This is a genomic window from Paraburkholderia sp. J8-2 (assembly GCF_905220195.1).
Taxonomy (GTDB): Bacteria; Pseudomonadota; Gammaproteobacteria; order Burkholderiales; family Burkholderiaceae; genus Paraburkholderia.
Genome location: NZ_CAJMZA010000055.1, coordinates 1 through 18058, shown reverse-complemented (window position 1 = coordinate 18058; position 18058 = coordinate 1). Strand labels below are relative to the sequence as shown.

The 18058-nt window shown below is 60.0% G+C and carries 13 protein-coding genes and 2 pseudogenes; 2 read left to right on the top strand and 13 right to left on the bottom strand.

Annotation, left to right across the window (positions count from 1 at the left end):
* Positions 1-920: 920 nt before the first annotated feature.
* The 11 genes from U5A52_RS41965 to U5A52_RS41915 all read right to left on the bottom strand — a co-directional run bounded on the left by U5A52_RS41965 (position 921) and on the right by U5A52_RS41915 (position 13624).
* Entirely contained in the window at positions 921-1193 is a 273-nt protein-coding gene (locus U5A52_RS41965) for a KUP/HAK/KT family potassium transporter (RefSeq protein WP_415774141.1), read from the bottom strand.
* Positions 1194-1415: 222 nt separating this feature from the next.
* Positions 1416-2636: an epoxide hydrolase gene (locus tag U5A52_RS41960; RefSeq protein WP_321940242.1), complete on the bottom strand. Its 1221-nt coding sequence runs from the start codon at positions 2634-2636 to the stop codon at positions 1416-1418.
* Positions 2637-2654: 18 nt separating this feature from the next.
* Positions 2655-3974: an epoxide hydrolase gene (locus tag U5A52_RS41955; RefSeq protein ID WP_321940240.1), complete on the bottom strand. Its 1320-nt coding sequence runs from the start codon at positions 3972-3974 to the stop codon at positions 2655-2657.
* A gap of 250 nt (positions 3975-4224) precedes the next feature.
* Positions 4225-4785, bottom strand: a complete 561-nt coding sequence (locus U5A52_RS41950; RefSeq protein ID WP_321940238.1) for a lecithin retinol acyltransferase family protein — start codon at positions 4783-4785, stop codon at positions 4225-4227.
* Positions 4786-5008: 223 nt separating this feature from the next.
* Entirely contained in the window at positions 5009-10513 is a 5505-nt protein-coding gene (locus U5A52_RS41945; protein ID WP_321940237.1) for an AAA family ATPase, read from the bottom strand.
* A complete protein-coding gene (locus U5A52_RS41940; protein ID WP_321940235.1) occupies positions 10510-10980 on the bottom strand; it encodes a response regulator transcription factor in 471 nt (156 codons plus the stop codon). The genes U5A52_RS41945 and U5A52_RS41940 overlap by 4 nt, the downstream gene beginning before the upstream one ends.
* Before the next feature lie 92 nt (positions 10981-11072).
* Positions 11073-11735, bottom strand: a complete 663-nt coding sequence (locus U5A52_RS41935; protein ID WP_408602555.1) for a response regulator transcription factor — start codon at positions 11733-11735, stop codon at positions 11073-11075.
* Between the two features lie 125 nt (positions 11736-11860).
* Positions 11861-12253 carry a VOC family protein gene (locus U5A52_RS41930; RefSeq protein ID WP_321940233.1) on the bottom strand — a complete coding sequence of 131 codons (393 nt, stop codon included), beginning with the start codon at positions 12251-12253 and terminating at the stop codon, positions 11861-11863.
* Between the two features lie 106 nt (positions 12254-12359).
* The gene (locus tag U5A52_RS41925) at positions 12360-12632 is read right to left on the bottom strand and encodes a hypothetical protein (protein ID WP_321940232.1); all 273 of its coding nucleotides are present in this window, start codon (positions 12630-12632) and stop codon (positions 12360-12362) included.
* Positions 12633-12682: 50 nt separating this feature from the next.
* Complete coding sequence (locus tag U5A52_RS41920) at positions 12683-13135, bottom strand: Ohr family peroxiredoxin (protein WP_321940231.1); 453 nt, start codon at positions 13133-13135, stop codon at positions 12683-12685.
* Positions 13136-13327: 192 nt separating this feature from the next.
* Entirely contained in the window at positions 13328-13624 is a 297-nt protein-coding gene (locus U5A52_RS41915) for a hypothetical protein (RefSeq protein ID WP_321940230.1), read from the bottom strand.
* Between the two features lie 621 nt (positions 13625-14245).
* Here U5A52_RS41915 and U5A52_RS43435 point away from each other — a divergent pair.
* Together U5A52_RS43435 and U5A52_RS41910 are read left to right on the top strand one after the other, a co-directional pair.
* A pseudogene (locus tag U5A52_RS43435) lies at positions 14246-14320 on the top strand (MarR family transcriptional regulator); the annotation flags it as partial.
* 105 nt (positions 14321-14425) lie between these two features.
* Positions 14426-14656, top strand: a complete 231-nt coding sequence (locus U5A52_RS41910; RefSeq protein WP_321940228.1) for a hypothetical protein — start codon at positions 14426-14428, stop codon at positions 14654-14656.
* A gap of 49 nt (positions 14657-14705) precedes the next feature.
* Here U5A52_RS41910 and U5A52_RS41905 read toward each other — a convergent pair.
* Both U5A52_RS41905 and U5A52_RS41900 read right to left on the bottom strand, forming a co-directional pair.
* Positions 14706-15766 (bottom strand): annotated as a pseudogene (locus tag U5A52_RS41905) (alkene reductase).
* Positions 15767-16002: 236 nt separating this feature from the next.
* A complete protein-coding gene (locus U5A52_RS41900) occupies positions 16003-16707 on the bottom strand; it encodes an SDR family oxidoreductase (RefSeq protein WP_321940226.1) in 705 nt (234 codons plus the stop codon).
* Between the last annotated feature and the right edge of the window lie 1351 nt (positions 16708-18058).

The window sequence follows — 18058 nt, the reverse complement described above, 5'->3', positions numbered from 1 at the left end:
CCGGAGATGGATCGCTGTGTCGACGTCCGGGAGACGCGTAATCAGTGTATTCGATCGGGACGAACGGCGCATGATTTATTCGATGTTCTGTCCGTAAAATTTGTATTTTTATCGAAAAAATCATGAAATTCGTGAACCGGCAGAAGCTGGCGCGAGGTGCCAGGCGCAAAGGGACGGATGATTGAAACGAACAATCTGTGGCCCGCTAGAAAGGTGGCGCCTTCGGTGGCAGGCATTCCCGGCAACTGCCGAACGCGGACCGTCGCACGTCCCCGAAGCCGGCTTACGTGAGGCTGGCCTCATTCGTGGAATGGGCAAACGCATCGTATTTAGCGCCATTCGCGCCGGGCCAACTGGACGAATGCAACCAGGCGCTCTTCCCGTTCACCTGGCAGGGCGGCTGGCGCCTGGCTCTGACCTGAGCACTTCTCCTGGGTCCTCTTGACGAGCGATCTGTAATGTCAAGATTCACATGGTGAACAGCTTGACGCGTGTGCACGCCCGGGAGTGTCGATGGTCCAGACGCATGCCGGCGTGCAAGGCGACGCATGCCCATATCGGGGAGGAGCGGCCATTCCGTACCGTCGATTGACGACGGGTCATCGGCCATAGTTGACGTTCAGCTGTCGCTGCCCATGAGGCAGCTTCAAGGCACTTTCCTGTCGTTCCCGTCCCGGTAGCCACGAATGTCAGGTGTCGTTGTCAGCGAACGCGTAGTCCCGAGCCGTTTCAGTCATTCGGGTTTGTGACATATCGTTGGCCGTAGACGAGTCTACATCGGCCACTCAGTTATTACGCAATCCGCGGCGATGGCGGCCGAGACCGGCGTGGATGACCTTATGTCAGTTGACGCATTGAGCGAGCAGGTTGTGTGTGCGTAACGCGTGCAAGCGCAGGTGCCGATGCAGGCGCCCCTTCGCTTAAACGAGGTCGCGTCTAGCGCCCATTTCCACTACGCGGTTAGGCGGCACCGCCAGATGTGTGGCCGCATCCAGTTCGTTATTGCGCAGCAGAATAAACAGACTCAACAGCAAACGGCGACTGATGTTCAGTTCCGGATGTACTGTGAGCGCCTCTCGCCCGAGGTAGAGCGAGGTGGTAATGGCGTCATAGGTTTCTCGTCCGGTTCTCTGCAAGGCTTGCTTGAGCAGAACTGGCACGTCGAGCGACTCCATATAGCCGTAGCGACCCACAATGCAGATTGTGATTCGCGATACCCCATCGACTCGAGCTTCAATGTCACCACGGCGTGGAGTTCCGCGGCAACTACGAACCGGGCTTTTAACGGGAACATTCAGGCTGGCCGCAATCTGAGCGATCCTGCGTTCAACCGGCTGTGGGAGTACAACAACATGGGGCCGGGGACCGGGGAGGGTTCATAAGGTCTCCAATTGGTAAGGAAGACTGCTTAGGCGTCAGTTCAGCGAGCGGAAGAAATCGCGGACATCCGTGATGATAGTCTGCGGCTCTTCCCACGCCGCGAAGTGTCCACCGCTGGAATGATACCGCCTCTGCTTGAGGTTGTAGTACCGCTCGGCCCAGCGGCGTGGGGCGCAGCATATCTCTTCTGGCAACACCGAAATGCCGACTGGAGCCTCGACTACGGGCACGCGGTCGTGCACCGGCGCCCACGGATCGTGTGCAGCCTCGTAGTAGTAGCGAGCCGATGTGCCGTAGCTCTGCGTGATCCAATAGATCATGATCGTGGTCAGCAGATCGTCCTTGTTGAAGCGGGTTTCAACGTCACCGTTACAATCGCTCCAGCTGCGTTGCTTTTCGAGTATCCACGACGCCAGCCCCACGGGCGAATCGTTGAGCGCTGCGGCGATGGTCTGCGGCTTGGTGCTTTGCAGCGCCGAGTAGGCCGACTCGGTGGCGAAGAAGTTCTGCAAGCGTGCGGACAACGGCGCTTCGTCTGCGTCGTAGTCTTCGGGCGCCGGCACTCCGCCGCTGAACAGATCCAACGGTAGCGTCATCGGGAAGTGGACACCCATCACGCGCTCGGGATAGCGATGACCCAGGTCGGCCGTGATAAGCGCACCCCAATCGGCGCCGTGTGCAGCAAAACGCGGATAGCCCAGCCGCTCCATAAGCGTCACCCAAAGTCCGGAAGTGCGCCAGAAATTGACGCCAGGCTTGCGCAGCGGCGTGGAGAACCCGTAGCCAGGCAAAGACGGCACCACGAGGTCGAAGGCATCGGCGGGATCGCCACCGTGTGAGCCGGGGTCGCTGAGAGGACCGATCACTTTGTGGTATTCCCAGAATGTCCAGGGCCAGCCGTGGGAGAGGATCAGCGGCTTGGGGTGAGGACCGTTGCCGCGCACGTGGATGAAGTGGATCGGCACTCCATCAATCTCAGTGCGGAACTGCGGATAAGCATTGATCGCGCGCTCGTGCTCGCGCCAGTCGTAGCTCGCGATCCAGTAAGAGACCAGATCCTTGAGGTAGGCGGTGTTGGTGCCATACTGCCAGCTTTCGTTTGCGAAGTCGTCGGTCCAGCGCGTGAGCTTGAGACGTGTCTGTAGATCATTCAGCACATCATCGGGTACATCGACGCGAAACGGTTCCATGTTGTCTCTTTCCTGTGGTCGAGTGGGCGCATGTTCCGGAGTCTCCACAGACGATGCTTCTTCCATGGAGCTTCCTCGTGCTGGTTAGGCGCGCAGCGGCTTGAAGCCCGCGCGGACCTCTTCCGAGAAGATCGCTGGTTGTTCCCAGGCCGCGAAGTGGCCACCGCGGTCGACCTTGTTGTAGTGGATAAGCTTGGGGAACGCCCGCTCCGCCCAACTCCGCGGCGTCGGATAGAGCTCGTCAGGAAAGACACTCACGGCAACTGGGATCGTGACGCCCTTGACACCGAAATACGTGAGCTTGTTCTCCCAATAGAGCCGGGCCGAAGAAAGCGCAGTGTCCGTCAGCCAGGTGAGCGTGATGTTGTCGAGGATGTCGTCTCGGGTGAGACCGGCGGTTTGCCCCGCGAAGACCCGAGAGATCAGCCGATAGCTGCGCTGGTCGTGGTCGAGGAAATACGCGGCCAGACCGACCGGCGAATCCGCCAGTGCGTACAGGGTCTGCGGGCGCAGCCCCATCTGGTAGCCGTAGCCGATGCCCTTCTGGTAGACGAATTGCAGGCGCTCATAAGCGAGTTTCTCGTCGGGCGAGAGACCGGATGGCGCTGGCGCACCTGAGAATGCCGCCTTGTCGATGTCGACAGGGACCGAGCCGGGCATGTTGGTATGAATGCCGAGCAACTCCGGAGCCGCCTGAACACCCATCTGCTCGGTGATGACCGCGCCCCAGTCGCCCCCTTGAGCCACGAATTTCGTGTACCCAATACGCTTCATGAGGACGACCCAGGCTCGCGCAATGTGTTGGGGGTCCCAGCCAGTGTCAGTCGGTTTACCTGAGAAACCGTAGCCCGGAATCGACGGAATTACCAGGTGAAACGCATCCGATGCGCTGCCGCCATGTGCGGTGGGATTAGTTAGGGGTTCGATAATCTTCATCTGTTCGATGATCGATCCGGGCCACCCGTGCGTGACGATGAGCGGCAATGCGTTCTCATGCTTCGAACGAACGTGGATGAAGTGAATGTCCAGTCCGTCGATTTCGGTCACGAACTGCGGCAGAGCGTTCAGCCGCGCCTCGACCTTGCGCCAGTCGTAGTCCGTTCCCCAATAGCGCGCGAGTGCCTGAATCGTGGCGAGCTGAACGCCTTGCGAGTCGTCCGTAACCGTTTCCCGTTCGGGCCACTTTGTCGCGTTGATGCGTCGGCGCAATTCGTTAAGATTCGACTCCGGAATACTGACGTGAAACGGACGGATGGCAACTCCGTCGGTACCCATCTGTTGTGCAGCTTGACTCATGGCACGACTCCTATCTGAAAAACTGAGAAAACCTAGCGTGCTTGCAGCGGCTACCGCTGCAGCTCCGAAAAAGAGACGACGGCGACCGAAGTCTGGCGTCTGTTGCATGGCGAACTCCTTGGCAACGGGTGGTTGCACTCGGGTGTGACCGAAAATGTTCACAACCCGGGAGTGAGAATGCCGGACACCGTCGTTGGCTTGTATTGCGCCGTGGTCGAGCGGGTTGCCCTCTTTGGTATCGACGCGCAGGGATACCGGGACGGAAACGCGGGTGGTCTTAAACCAGAGGGCTGAGAGCCTGCGCACATGGCTGGGTGCACTGAACGTTGGTTTAGCAGAGGGCCGGCAAGACGCTTGATCAGCTGACGAGAGGCAGGAGTGCGTCCCGAGCGGTACTCCACCCGTTGACGCAGCAGGCTAGAAGTTGGACGGTGAGCGCCACCGCGGGCGAGCTCAACAACAGGCGGTCGACTTGCGGGCTGCGAGCGACTCCGGTCAGGCACCAGGAGCAGAAATGCTCGCAGTTGTTGCGAAGTACATCGTAGGCGTCTTCGCCTATGCGAGAGCAGGCACGCGCTACGATTTCCGTGCCGGAGTACGTCACGTCCACATCACTGTGCAGACACACCGGGTAGCCATTGGAGAACTCGGCGAGGCTAACCTTCGCGACGGGACCGCGGCGCAGTGACGAAGACAGGCCGTCGTAGTGAACGACCTGGCCCGCTCCGACGTAGATGCCGTGATGCGTGTACCAGCGGCGAGGCGTCACGATGTGCGCGCCGAGCGGAAAATGCTCGTCTTGCGCAACGGTCGGAGCAGTCGTCGCGTTGGTCGTGTGGGTTTCGCGAAATATCGGTTGGGGGTCGCGGCCTGCGTTTGCTCTCACTTCGACCGCGCTCGCCGACGGCGTCTGTTGCATGGCCAACTCCTCGGCAACCTATGGTTGCGTTCGGTTGTGACTGCAAATGTTCACAGCCCGGGAGTCAGGATGTGCCGCGCGGCGGTTGGCTTGTATTGCGCCGTGGTCGATTGCTTTTGAGCTCCTGGTATCGACGCATGTGATAGCAGCAGGCGAAACGCAGGTGGTCTTGAACCTGCGAGCCGAGAGCCTGCGCACATGGTTGGCCGCTCTAAACCTTGGTTCAGGAGAGGGCAGGTAGCGTGAATTTGAAAGCCGCGCCGCGCGGCCGATGGGCGTCCGCCCACAGTTTTCCGCCGTGGGCGTCGATGATGGAGCGGCAGATTGCGAGGCCGATTCCCACTCCGCCAGCCTTGGTGGTGTAGAAGGATTCGAAAACCCGCTCGCGATCCTCCGGTGTGATGCCGGGGCCTGAGTCCCCGACCGTGACGAGCAGGCCCCGCGACGGACTCAATTCGGTGCAAATCACCAGTTTCCGCGCCTCGGCATCGACGCCGGCCATGGCCTCGATCGCGTTGAGGATCAGATTCAGCATCACTTGCTGCAATTGAACTCGATCTCCGCGAACAGACGGCAGTCCCTCCGCTAGTTGCATCTGGACCGTCACGCAATTCTTCGACAACTCGCCTCGCACGAGCGCAATCACATTGCCGATGGCATCGTTCAGGTCGACGCTCTCCTGGCGGGGAGGTACTTTTCTGACTTGATCGCGGATTCTGCTAATGATGTCGCCAGCCCGGTAGGTATCGGTGACCACGCATTCGAGCGCTTCACTGACTTCCGCCAGGTCTGGTGGCTCTCTCTCGAGAAAGCGCAGCGCCGCATGAGCGTTATTGCGTGCTGCGCCGATCGGCTGGTTGATTTCGTGGGCGATGGAAGCCGCGAGCTGTCCCATGGTGGCCAGGCGGTTCGCGTGCGCCAGTTCCGCCTGCACCTCGCGCATGGCGTCCGCAGCGCTCTTGCGCTCAGTCAGGTCGAGCACGAATGCTACACCTTGGTGCACATCCCCTTCGAAAGTCGCGGCCCCGATCAGGACAGGGACGCGGCCACCGTCCTTGCGGAAGAACTCCTTCTCATAAGGCTGCACTCGACCCGTCGCCTTCAGTTCTGGATCGAAGGTTTGATCATCACGATCCCGCCACTCCGGCGGCGTCAGTTCCGTCAAGCGGATACGCCCTGAAGAGACGTCATCACGGTCGTATCCCAGCATGCGAAGAAAGGCGCTGTTTGCCTCGAGAATCCTGCCGTTGAGATCCCAGAAAAAGATCCCGATGATGTTGGCATCCACGAGGCGCCGGATTCTGCCCTCGCGTTCGGCAAGGTCACAGTACAGGCGCGCGTTCTCCATCGAGATGGTGGCCTCCGATGCCAGCAGCTTGAGGACTGCCATTCGAGCGGGTGTAAAGGCACCGACCGTCAGATTGTTTTCCAGGTACAGCACCCCTAGCAGCCTCGTCTGCTTCAGTATCGGCAGGCAGAGTACCGACCTCGTGCGGTGCTCCCGAATGTAGTCATCGTCGGAGAATGGATTCTGGGCCGAGGCATCATGCAGCAGCACGCTTTCCTTGGTACGCAGGACGTAACGGAAAACGGATTCGGGCAGAGCTGCTGCGGTGAGGTTCGTTCGTGGGAGATGGACCTCCATCTTGTCACCGCTGGTCGTGACTTCCGCTTCTATCCAATATCTATCGCCTCCCGGAAGAATGAGTACACCTCGTTCGGCACCGGCATGCTCGACGGCCGTACGCGCCAGCGTGCCGATCAGGTTCTCCAGGACGATCTCGCCAGAGAGCGCTTCCGAGACCTTGATCACAGTCGCAAGATCCAGGTGCTCGACAGGTGCCACCATCGTGCTCGTGATGTCGGTAGTCGGCTTGTCCATCCTGAGCTGTGGATACAACTGGTCGAGCTGTTGAACCTTTCCGTCAGCTCCCCAACGAAGGTAGCAGTTTCTTGCGTCCCGCAGGTAGGTGTTTGCAATCCTTTCGAAGCCACGCGCCGCGTAAAAGCGCCCCGCGAGTTCATTGGCGATCGCTTCGTTGTGGACAAAGCCGTGCCTTTGGGCCGACCGGGCGGCCTTCTCAAAGAGCGCCTCGGCTTCCAGCGCGCGACCCTCGATTCGCGCGATTTCGGCGCCAACGCTTGCTGTGCGGTTCTCGAAGGTTACCGGGTTAAGCTTTGCCCATGCTTCGAGCTGTTTGTGGTGGGCTGTCAGCGCTTCGAAGTGCACCTTCTTCTGGTCGGAGGAAGCCTGATCCCAAGCTGCGGCGCGTGCAAGCGCACCATAGAAATGAAATTCCGCACTTTCAAAATTCAGCGTCGATGTCCAGAGCAGACGCTGCGCGTTGCGCGCGGCATCAACAGCCGATGCATAGTCTCCCGCAAAAAACCGTGCCTGCAATTTACGGCACCAATAATAGAATTCGGCGAGCGCCAGATTAGGATTGCTGGCCAGATTATGTTCGGTCGCGAGCTCACTCTCTTCGTCGTGATCCATCTGTCCGAATGCCGCAGTCAGACCACGGAGGGTTCGGATCAGCCCAAGGTGCGCACTGCAGGCGGCACTGACAAGACCCAAACGTGCCTTGCTGGAAAACGCAACACCTTCTTCGGCCACCTGTTGCGTATCTGCGAGATGATCTCCTACCGCCAGACAAATGGTGATCGACGTGTTCCAGCTATAGCCGGAATAGGTAACGTCGCCAAGCCGGCTGGATGCGTCGAATGCTCGGCGCATCAGCTCGCGCCCACTGGCTGGGTGGTGCGTCCATGGCATCACAAGAGCGCCGACACACAGGTAGGTTCGCGCCTGATAGCGCTGCAGGCCGCGCTTCTCAACCAGGTCGTAGCCCAGTTGGCCAAACCGGAAGCCGTCGCGGTAGTTGCCAAAACGCGGTCCGGCGACAATCGCCATCCAGACATAGGCGAAGCACGACGCATCGCAGTTGCCGTGTTCGAGGCTGAGAGTCACCATGCGGCACACGATAAGTGATGACAGGTGCTCGTCGAAGAAATTGGATGTCGCGACTGCTTCCGTGAAGACGTCCAGAGTGTCAAGAACATCCGGGTCCGTTGCCAGTGGCAGTTCGACCAATTCTTCAATTGTCCGACTGCCGAGCAGCAGCCAGATTCGTTCGTATTCGCGCGTCGCATCCTGGCGGGTCGGATGTTTCGGCCACACGGTTCCTTCACGGCGTAGCCACTCTAAAAAGACCTCCAGACCTCGATCGCTCTGGTCCAGCGCGGTGTAGAGCCTGATCTGCAAAATTGTCGCAGCGCAGAAGTCGTGGCGGCCTTTTGCCCGCTCGGCCAGGCGCGCGAGCCGAGTCTCGGCGAGCGACATATCTCCCGTCAACATTTCGCACTCGGCCATCAGGTACTCGATGGAGAACATGAGCGTGTAGTTGCGCTCCCACGTCTGCTCGGCAAGGAGGACGCTACCCGCCTTCAGGTACTTGAGTGCCGAGACATAGGCGGTCGATATCTTTGCGTGCCGACCAGCGATCAGGTTGAGTTCGGCAACTTTCTCCCGCTCATCGACCGACGTGATGAGGTGGGAACCGCGGTTCAGTTGATTGACGATCTCGAATATGGCCTCGTCCCGCCTCCCCACCGGCATGTGCTCGGCCAGACGCATGCCCAGGCGCAGATGCGTCTCGGCGCGCATGTTTTGCGGGATCAGTGAATAGGCAGCCTCCTGCACGCGGTCGTGCAGAAAGCGGTACTCGTCGTTCGAGCGAACGATCAAACCAGCGCGAGCGGCCTCCCACAGGTGATCGTGCAATACCTCGATCGGTTCCTGACAGGCCATCTGCAGCAAGTCGAATTCGGCGCTGTTTCCCAGACAGGCGAACTGACGCAGCACCTCCTGTGTTGCCAACGGCAAGCGGCTCAATTTTCCGACCATCAACTCCACGACGTTGTCCGTATAGCCCTTGGCATCGATGAGGTTCAGGTCCCATGACCATCGCCCTTCACCGTAGTCAAAGGCGAGCGCCCCTTCGTCTACCAGCATGGAAATGAACTGGATCGCGAAAAATGGATTGCCAGACGTCTTCTCGTCGATCAATTGCGCCAACGGAACGACGTGCTCTGGAGCGCAACGAAGAGAGTCCGCCAGCAGTTGCACCAGGTCGTCGCGAGCCAACGGGGCGAGGACGATTTCCCGCAATGCCACTCCGGCTTGGCGAAGGGCTACCAGCTTGCGTACCAATGGGTGGGTGGCGGTGACCTCAATGTCGCGATAAGCGCCGATCAGCAAGAGGTGCTTCAGATCAGAGCGTGTGAGCAAGTCCTCTAGCAGGTCGAGCGTGGCTGCGTCCAGCCACTGCAGATCGTCGAGGAAGAGCGCGAGCGGATGCTCAGGCCGCGCTAATACGCCGATGAATCGCCGTAATACCAACTGAAAGCGCGCCTGCGCATCCTGCGGAGGAAGCTCAGGCACCGGGGGCTGTTCCCCGATGATGTGCTTCAGTTCGGGGACGAGCTCGACCATGAGGAGTCCATTCGGAAACAGCGCTTCGCGAAGCGCGTCACGCCATCTGCTCAAGTCTTCTTCGTTTTTACTCAGGAGCGGACGGATCAGTCCCCGGAGCGCCTGCGCCAGCGTGGCATACGGAATGTCACGCTTGTACTGGTCGAACTTGCCTGACGCGAACAACCCGCGAGAGGGAACTAGCAGCTTCTGGAGCTCGTTGACGACAGCGGATTTGCCGATGCCCGAGTATCCGGAGACGAGCACCAGCTCGGCCATGCCTCCAGCAACGATGCGATCGAACGCGGCGAGAAGCGTGTCGACCTCCGAGCTGCGCCCATAGAGTTTCTCGGGGATCATTAGGCGGTCTGGCGTGTCATGTTCGCCTGGCGCGAAGTCGTGGATGCGGCCGGTCGCGTTCCATTCGGTGAAGCAGTGCCGAAGGTCGCTCTCGACACCCGCCGCCGTTTGATATCGCTCCTCGACGGTCTTGGCGAGCAGCTTCATCGTGATCGCCGAGATGGCGAGCGGAATACTCGCCAGTCGCTCGCTGGGGTTTGTTGGCTGTCGCGCGATGTGACAGTGCACCCATTCCATCGGCTCGGATGCCGTGAACGGAAGACCGCCTGTCAGCATTTCGTAGAATGTGACGCCAAGCGAGTACAGGTCGCTTCGCGAATCAATCGAGCGGTTCATCCGTCCGGTTTGCTCGGGCGCCATATAAGCGAACGTTCCGGCGATGAACTCAAGGGGTTCGAGCGACTGGCGCTCGCGCGGGAGGCGGGATGCAATGCCGAAGCCGGTGAGCCAGACGCGCTCCGTTTCCGAATCCACAATCACATTGGAAGGCTTGATGTCCTTGTGTATCAGCCCGCCTCCGTGAAGCCGACTGAGTGTGGATGCCATGGCTGGTGCCAGGCGGAGAAACCGATCGATTTCCATGGGCTGACGGATAAGGCGATCGAGCGGGATGCCTCCGGAAAACTCGACGAATAGCGATGTCTGTCCCTGCTCCTGCACGAGTTCAACGGGCCGCAACGCCCACTCCGCGTCGAGAGAGTCCCTGAGTTCGTATTCGTGCTTCAGGCGGCGGGATACGTCGAGCATGGCCTGCCGGTCGTCGGAGCGCGTTGGCATGAAAGCGTATCGATCACCTTCGGCATCAATACGCCTAAGTCTGTAGAAGACGCGCTCGGCGTCCTCCCACAGCACTTCGGGAGAGTCATTGTCCAAATCGCCGTCGAGCGTATTCATGGTGCGACTCGTGGCACCTTGCCGCGCGCGAAGGCGCGGCGGAGGCAATCGATCAGGACGGCCTCGTCCAATGGCTTGTGCAGGTAGCCGCCGACTCCCAGACTCAACATGCGTTGCCGGACGCTATCTTCCGGATAGGCCGTGATCAGGATCGTTGGGATGGCGTGCCCGGTTGCGGTCAGATGCTCGTAAAGCTCAGCACCCGTCATCGCGGGCATGTGTATGTCAGCGACGAGGCAGGCGGTTGCGAGCAGTTGGGTAGACGCGAGGAATTCGGCCGCGGACGTGAACACCGCGACGGTGTAGCCGTGCGACTTGAGCAGTCTTCGCATGGAGTCGCGAAAAGACTGGTCGTCATCGACAATGGAAATCAAGGATGGCTCGGGCACGGCAGTTTCCGGTGCGTCACTTGCAGCCTCGACGACGAGCCCAACCAACAGCTCGACCGAGTACTGCTCTGTTGACAAGAGTACTCCCGCAGCGAGGCTGGATCTCTAAGCCTTGGTTTAGGTGTGACCGGGCGGGCACCCGGAGAAACGCCCCCCCGAGATCCCGGCGACTACGAGCGCTCAGCTTTCTTCGGCAGAAGGTTGAGTCTGTCCGCCATCCGGCAGAGTTCAGGGAGCGATGCGGCCTCGATCTTGTGCATCATGTTACTTCGATGAACCTTCACCGTGGTTTCGGTGATACCCATATCGTCGGCAATCTGCTTATTCAGCCGACCCTGCACGACCTGGAGGAGAATCGCGCGTTCACGCGGCGTGAGTTCTTCGAATCGGGCCCTGAGCGCGCTCAGCGATTCTTCGTTCTCGCGGCGTGCGCGGTCTCGAGCGAGCCCTACGTTCACGGCATCCAGAAGATCCTGATCCCGGAACGGCTTCGTCAGAAACTCGATGGCACCCGCCTTCATCGCCTGCACAGTCATCGGAATGTCACCATGCCCGGTGATGAAGATAATCGGAAGCGCTGAGCCTGCCGCGGCAAGATCGCGCTGAAACTCCAGACCGCTCCTTCCTGGCATTCTCACATCCAGAACGAGACAGGTAGGACAATCAGGCGGCCCGGATTTCACAAACTCGGCTATCGAATCAAACCCTTGCGCGCGCAGACCGGCCGACCGCAAGAGGCGTTCGAGCGATTCTCGAAACTGCGTGTCGTCGTCGATGACCACAACGCATGTATCTGAATTCGGCACCACTTTGGTCGGCGATTGAAGGTTCATCGGAATGAATTTCATGATATTCCGCAAGCCATGGGCGGTCAACGTCCCCTCTGCGGGATGAAGGGCCGAGTGGTAGCGCGAGCCGGCTACGTTGCTCTCGCTTTCCTTCATCGTCGCTCCTCGAGTCAGGCCGCAAGGCGATGTAGGGCGCAGAGCTTGTTGCCATCTGGGTCGCGCAGATAGGCGAGATACAGGCTGCCAAACGGGGCTTCGCGCACGCCGGGCGGAGCCTCGGCAGATTGGCCGCCATGTGCGACCCCGGTGGCGTGCCAGAGATCGACCTGGCTGGCCGACTGGCTGATAAAGCCGACTGTTCCTCCATTGGCGTGGGTAGCTGGCTGACCATCGAGCGGCTCGGTAATGATGAAAAATCCCATGTCGGCGCGATATACATAGCGCCGGCGCCGCTCGTTGTCATCGCTGACACCTTCGCCATAGCCGAGCGCGCCTAGCACGGCATCGTAGAAGCGCTTTGCTTTTTCAAGGTCGTTGGTGCCGACCACCACGTGACTGAACATTGTCTACTCCTCCCCTGGTAGATGAACCATGTTTCCTCCGACGCTGTGACCGGCGCGCATGCGGAACGACGATGTGCGACGATCCAGCGACGGAGGGATGCGCGATCTAGTGACGCGCAAAAAGGTTGTCGCGCGCCGTCGCGGCGGCATGACTGCCCGCCTGGGAGTATCCGGCGACTACCCCGGTATATGCCACTTGCGAGTCCGCTACGGCGTCGCGCCCGGCGGCGAAGGTTTGCGCGCTCTGACCGCGTTGCGACGCTGGTGCGCCAACCGCGGGCCGGTAAAACGGGGCGGGGCCGTAGCCGCTGGCGAATGCGGGAGCGGCGGCGGACGCCGAAAAGGCGACGAGCAGTGCAACGATGAGCCTGGTCTTCATGATGGAAATTCCCTGACAGATGTTCGGTGAGAGGCGCAAGCCTTGCCGGATTACGCCGTGATGACGTTCACCGCGACGTCGATGTTGCCGTGCACAGCCTTCGAGTACGGGCAGATCTGATGTGCCGAGTGCGCGATGGCTTCGGCGAGGTCTTGTGCAACGCCGGGCACGCGAACGTTGAATCGGGCCTGGATGAAATACTCGTCGCCGGTCATGCCTAGATCGACCTCGATCTCAACGGCCAGGTCGGGTGGCAGCGTGACCTTCTTCGCCTTGGCCGCTAGGCCGAGCGCGCCGGTGTAGCAGGCCGACCAGGCACCCGCGAACAACTGCTCCGCGGTCGGATGCATCTGGATCGCGGTGAACACGATCTCGTTACCAGCCTTGCCAGGGGTCGAGAGTTGGATGTCGAGCCGTTCATCGCCGCGGGAAGCACCTTTGCCGCGGCTGGCAGTTGTCTGAGTTTTGCCCGTGAGCAGCACGGTCTGGATCTTGGTGGTCATTGCAAATTCCTCATTGGTTAGCCCAGTTGTCTAAGCGCGGACACTCGTTGCGCCGCGCACCATTGCCGGCGCGATAGGGCGTAGATCGCGCGCCGGAATCGGGTCGAGCCCGACCACTCCGCTCGCGCTCCAATCCATCTCACGGATGAGCCTCGGGAAGCGGCAGCTGGCGAACTCGGGAAGCGGTGTCGTTCAGGTAGGCATCAGCGCGGCGTACACCGCGTCTTCATAGGCCTGGGATAGGAGGTCTTCAATGCCGAAGAAATCGTCCATGTTTTCTTCCCGCCGGATCCGGCGAAGCTCTTCACAGCGATCACACAGGATGGAGAGCGCGTGGCCCGGGTGAAACAGCGACGCGACGTTGAACTGGGGTGAGAGCCCAGGCGCCGCTGAGGGATCCACGACGTTTATGGCTCGCTCCTGTCCTTCAACGATTGCCGCTGCAGTTCCCCGGAAGAGAGGACGACTGAAACCGGGCATCTGATCCATGACAAACTCCTTGGCAACCAGTGGTTGCGTTCGGGTGTGAATGCAAATCTTCACAACCCGGGAGTGAGCATGAGGCGCGCGGCGGTTGGTTTGTATTGCGCCGTGGTCGATCGATTCAAGCTCTTGGTATCGAGTCGCACGATTGCCGCACGCGAAACGCAGGCGGTCTGCACCCAGCGGGCCGAAAGCCTGCACACATGGTTGGGTGCTCTAAACCTTGGTTCAGGGGAGGGCTCGCAGCATGAGTTCGAAACCGCACCGCGAGGCCAGTGGAGGTCTACCTACGGTCTGCCATCGTGTGCATCGGCATTCCGTTTGCCATGCCGCCACTTCTGCAGCGGGCGGAAGCGCAGCTAGTACTCAAATAGTCGCTTCGTGGCCCGCGATCGATAAATCGTGGGCAACTCGTTGTGCGCTATTGACATGGCTGGGATTTCTGCCCAGCGGTTGTACTATGTCAAGATATAAATCGCATACGCTATTATCCGATGCGATTTAGTCAAACTGAACTGGGACATCAGGGCTATCTGGAACGCAATCCCGATGGATACACGTGCCACTTCATTCGGGCACACTGGAAACCGCCTGACCGGAGATGAGGATGCAGTAAAACTCTGGGATTATCTGGAAAGGCAGCGCGATCCCGGAGACGAGCGCCAGGTGAGAGTCGGTCTCACGAAAAACGGTCGAAAGCTTTCATCGTCGAGATCGGCCTGAGTGCCGAACGCGTTTTCACCGAGTTCGGATAGCGACTGATTCAGTTTCGTGCGATCACGAGCGATGGTCACAGCACGAGCGCCTTTGGCGATCGAAAGCTTCGGTGCGGTGAACCCGATGCCGCTGTTGCCATCAGTGGCGAGCGCCGCCTTTCCAGCAAAACGCGCATCCTTAACCTATGTATTAGACCTCGAGACCGTGTCCAAAACCGCGCCTGCTCGCGGCGCGAATTCCCCGAAAAAAATCTCTCTTAAGCAGCGCAGCACGCAGTGGCATCGCACGCCGCGTGTAAGCCGTAATTGGCTGCATAACTGAAGCGGCAAGTACGTTGACACCCACCGATTTCCGCGAGCCGGGACTTCGATCAATTCTCCATTTCCAGTTTTGGATAATCCGTGAAACCGGTTTCCCCTTCGGCGTAATACGTCGAAGGATTGGGCTGATTCAAAGGCGCGTTGAGTTCGAAGCGGCGCGGCAAGTCCGGGTTGGCGATAAACAACTGACCCCATGCAACGGCATCCGCTTCGCCTGCATCGAGTACTCGCTGTGCCGATTCTCGGGTGAACTTCTCGTTCGCGATATACGGACCGCCGAACGCGGCTTTCAGGTGCGGACCGAGACGCTTGTCGCCGAGCGATTCACGGGCAGCGATAAACGCGATGGTGCGTTTGCCGAGTTCGCGCGCGACATAGCCGAAGGTAGCCGATGCGTCCGAATCGCCCATCGTACCTATGTCGCCGCGTGGCACGTGGTGCATGCCGACGCGATTCGCGCCCCAAACTTCGATGCACGCATCGGTTACCTGGAGCAGGAGGCAGGCGCGGTTTTCAATCGAGCCACCGTATGAGTCAGTGCGATGGTTTGTGCTGTCCTGCAGAAACTGGTCGAGCAGATAGCCGTTCGCACCGTGCACTTCGACACCGTCGAAACCAGCGGTCTTGGCGTTTTCGGCACCCGTGCGGTAGGCATCGACGATGCCTGGAATTTCGGCCAGGTTAAGCGCGCGCGGCGTGACACACAGCCGCTGCGGACGCACGAGGCTCACGTGGACTTGCGGTGCGATCGCGCTCGGTGCGACCGGCAGATTGCCGTTCAGGAAGATCGGGTCCGACACGCGGCCGACATGCCAAAGTTGCTGGAAGATCTTGCCGCCAAGGCGTGCACGCCCTCGGTGACGAGCTTCCAGCCAGCGACCTGTTCTTGCGACCAGATGCCCGGAGTCGCGGCGTAGCCGACGCCTTGCGGCGTCACGGAAGTGGCTTCGGTGAGAATCAGCCCGGCGGAGGCTCGCTCGGCGCAGTACTTTGCCATCAGCGCATTGGGCACGCGTTGGTCACCGGCGCGCTTACGGGTCAGCGGGGCCATGACGATGCGGTTCGGCAACGTGAAGTCGCCAATCTGGAGGGGGTCAAAAAGAGGCGGCAAAAGAGTTTGTTTTTCCTGGCGGACACATGGTCCGCAACAATGAAAACAACGTGATGAACCAGCTGACCGAAGTCCAGTTTTCACGCGAGCGGCTACCCATGAAAGGCGTTGTTACGCTTTGCGGATATGGACGTGATGTTCCCGGCATCCTTGACGTCACGGCCAGATCCGGCAGGCCATTCCGTCGCGAGCGGGCGAGCGCGCGCGCGACGCGACGGACGAACGCTCCGCTGCCCTCAGCGTGGCGCTGGTTCGTCCAAATAGACACCTGCCGACAACCCGGCCTTCACCTGCCGCGTGAAGTCGTCGGTGGACACTTCCTCCGCCCCCGACTCGATCGCGTCGAAGGCCTGGCGTACCACGTCGGCCGGCGTCGCCTTTGGTACTTCCAGCCCGCGCGCCAGATCCGTATCGATGAAGCCGGCATGCAGCCCGACGACCTGCGTGCGCTGCTCGCGCAGCGAATGGCGCAGGCCGTTGGTCAGCGCCCACGCGGCAGATTTCGAAACGCCGTAGCCCGACAACATCGGCCGGTTCACCCAGCTCGCGACCGACAGCACGTTCAGGATCGCGCCGCCGCCGTTGGCAGCGAGCTTGCCCGCGAACGCGCGTGACATCGCCAGTATTCCGAACACGTTGGTTTCAAAGTGATCGCGCAATGCGTCGGGTGCGCCGTCGTCAATGAGGTTGCCAAACCGAGCGATGCCCGCGTTGTTGATCAGCAGCGTGACGTCGAGCGCTGCGTCGGCGGCCGCCGCCACGGCCGCCGGATCGGTCACGTCGAGCTTAACGGGCACCACGCCCGGCAACGTCACGCTGGCCGGATCGCGCGCGCCCGCATAAACCTTGCGCGCTCCTCTTGCGAGCGCCTGCTTCGCGAACTCGAGGCCAAGCCCGCGGTTCGCGCCCGTTACGAAAACGACAGCACCTTCGATCTTCATCTTCATTCCTTTCGCGTGATGAATCGCATGCGCGCCGATTTGCCGTGCGCGTGGGATCCAGTGAGAACAAGCCTTCAACAGAAACCCGGTGTCTGTTGCATGCCGAACGCCTGAACTGCCCGTAGTTGCGTTCGGGTGTGACTGCAAATTTTCGCAACCACGGAATAAGGATGCGGCGCGCGGCGGTTGGTTTGTATTGCACGGTGGTCGATCGCCTCTACCTGCTGGTATCGACGCGCAAGATTGCCGCATGCGAAACGCACGCAGCCCACAACCAACGGACCAGGAGCCTGCACCATGGTTGGTCGATCTAAACCTTGGGTCGATCGCGGAATCGTCGAAGCGTCGGTGGGAAGAGTGGGATCGGCGCTGGCTGAATGACGAACTGAAGTCGATCAACGGCCAACCGCAGATTTAAAGTGATCAGGCATGCCAACGAATACGTGTTCAGGACCAATCTAATAACAGGGAACAGGAACCTTCCACGATTGCGCATCAACCCAACCTCATTGCCTCAAGCGACCGCAGTGAAGAGCAATTGCTGGATTCAGGAAAAGTGCCAGGAGTTAGCGTGCAGCGTGAGACACTTGAACGGCTCTACTGGCAGAAGGAGACACTGGCGCAGGCTAGTATAGCGTCGACATCGGTGAATTTCATGATGCACGCGACCGCTTGCGCAGGGTCTGCTGGGGAGCGCACTAATGGGCGCGGAATCCAGAAGCTCGGCCACACTGTCCGGCTGATGGCCTCGCAGTATGTGAAGGCTGAGAACCGGCCAGCGATTTCATCACTTGAATGTCCATGGCAGTGCGAGAAGCGCCGTACAAGTCGCCGGATAATGACCGTCTGCAACGGGTCGACGAACGAAGCCGCTCGCGCGGTAGAGGGCTGACGGTCGGTTGGGAGGAGGTCATAGTGCGGCTCCTGTTGAAGAACGAGGCGGATTGCCTCATTCGTCAACATAAAACCGCGCGACCGGCCTCTCCCTGACCTCTAGCGTCGGACCGCAGCCCCCTACCGCGCGAGCGGTTTCGTTCTTCGACCCTTCTCGGACATAGTGGGGCGCGCAACCGAACGGCAGTAATTCAATGTCTAGCCGACCTATGATCAGCTCGATCAGCAATTGACTTACTCTCTCACTTTATGAATCTCGAGGAAATGCGCGGCTCCGCACATCCATCGTTAGTCAGTCTCGACATCATGTGATCGCCCCATGACAACTTTTCGCTCCTGTCGAGATACTCCTTGAAATTGATTTACGAGGCGTATTCATTCCGAAATCGGAGACCGCATGATCGGACGATCAATTCTGATCATCGTTGGCAGCTTGTCGCTGGCCCAGCTAGCCGAA